At 37.2% G+C, this 1,326-nt stretch carries 2 protein-coding genes; both read left to right on the top strand.

Going from position 1 to position 1,326, the window contains the following annotated elements:
• Positions 1-635 (top strand): hypothetical protein (locus tag G5W_RS23705; RefSeq protein ID WP_010094392.1); only part of this gene is annotated, 635 nt, incomplete at its 5' end.
• A 17-nt stretch (positions 636-652) separates the two neighbouring features.
• On the top strand, positions 653-1,237 hold the full coding sequence (locus G5W_RS0103860) for a terminase small subunit (protein WP_010094391.1): 585 nt from the start codon (positions 653-655) through the stop codon (positions 1,235-1,237).
• The last annotated feature ends 89 nt before the right edge of the window (positions 1,238-1,326 follow it).

Here is a 1,326-nt window from a genome sequence, read left to right as displayed (position 1 = left end):
ACGTACACACACACTATATAGAGCAAGGGAGAAAGGATATATTAATCCCTATTGGTCAAGACCTCTTTCACAATGACGATATGAGGGGCAGAACATCGAGTGGTAGGGAAATAGAAAAGGTGGATATGGAAAAAGCCTTTGAAGATGCCTGGAAGTTCTATTCGGGTTTAATTGATTCGGCTATTGAACATAGTGAACAAGTCCATGTGTATTATTCTATCGGTAATCATGATGAATTTAGTGGCTGGTCATTCGTGAAAGCGTTAGAGAAACGATACTATGACCAAGTAATATTTGATACACGATTCAAGGAAAGAAAAGTACACATGCTAGGTACTAACTTTGTCGGAATGAATCATAGTGACAAAAAGAAACTAAAGAAGCTACCAGAAAACTTCTCGACAGAATTTCCTATTGAATGGAGCAAAGCAACCACAAGAGAAGTATTGGTTGGGCATGAACACACAGAAGAAGTAACTATTGTTTCGGATAGTGGTGGATTAGTATTAAGACGTATGCCAACAGGGAACATGACAGATGGTTGGCATGACATAATGGGATATACAACAGCACATAAACGATTTCAGATACTTGAATATAGCGAGAGTGAAGTAAAGGACATTCATTATGTGTAGGAGGTAGGTGAACAGATGTGAAACTAACAGAGAAACAAAAGAGGTTTGTGGAAGAGTACCTAATCGATTTAAACGCAACACAAGCAGCTATACGTGCAGGATATAGTAAAAAAAACGCTGATAAAATTGGTCCTGAACTACTAGGGAAAACTAGGGTTACAGAAGCTATTGAAATCGCAAAGAAGAAACGTTCAAAACGTACTGAAATAACACAAGATAGAGTATTAAACGAACTTGCTAAAGTTGGATTTGCTAATATAACTGATTTTCTTTCGTTTAGCACTGCAAAAACCATTGTCGGTTACGATGATAACGAGCCTATTGTTGACTATGCTCACGTTGTGCAAATGAAAGACAGTGATGAAATAGATGGTGCGGTCATTAGTGAAGTTCAATTAAAGGATGGACAACTTAAATTTAAGCTCCACGACAAAATGAAAGCACTTCAAGATATGGGAAGACATTTGGGGATGTTTACAGACAAAGTAGAACATAGTGGAGAAACAACCCACAATGTAAACCATAACGATCTGAGTAATCTATCGGTTGAGGAGTTGAAACAACTTGAGTCTATCCTCACTAAAAATTCCGAATCTGATTGATGTAAAAAGAGCATTAGCTAAGAAAGATTATATTGAATATGTAGTATATGCTCATGAAGGCAGATACAAGAAAGCACAAGTGTGTACGT

The organism is Ornithinibacillus scapharcae TW25, from assembly GCF_000190475.1.
GTDB lineage: Bacteria > Bacillota > Bacilli > Bacillales > Amphibacillaceae > Ornithinibacillus > Ornithinibacillus scapharcae.
Note: the sequence above shows the minus strand (reverse complement) of the source record. Positions and strands in the feature narration are given on the sequence as shown.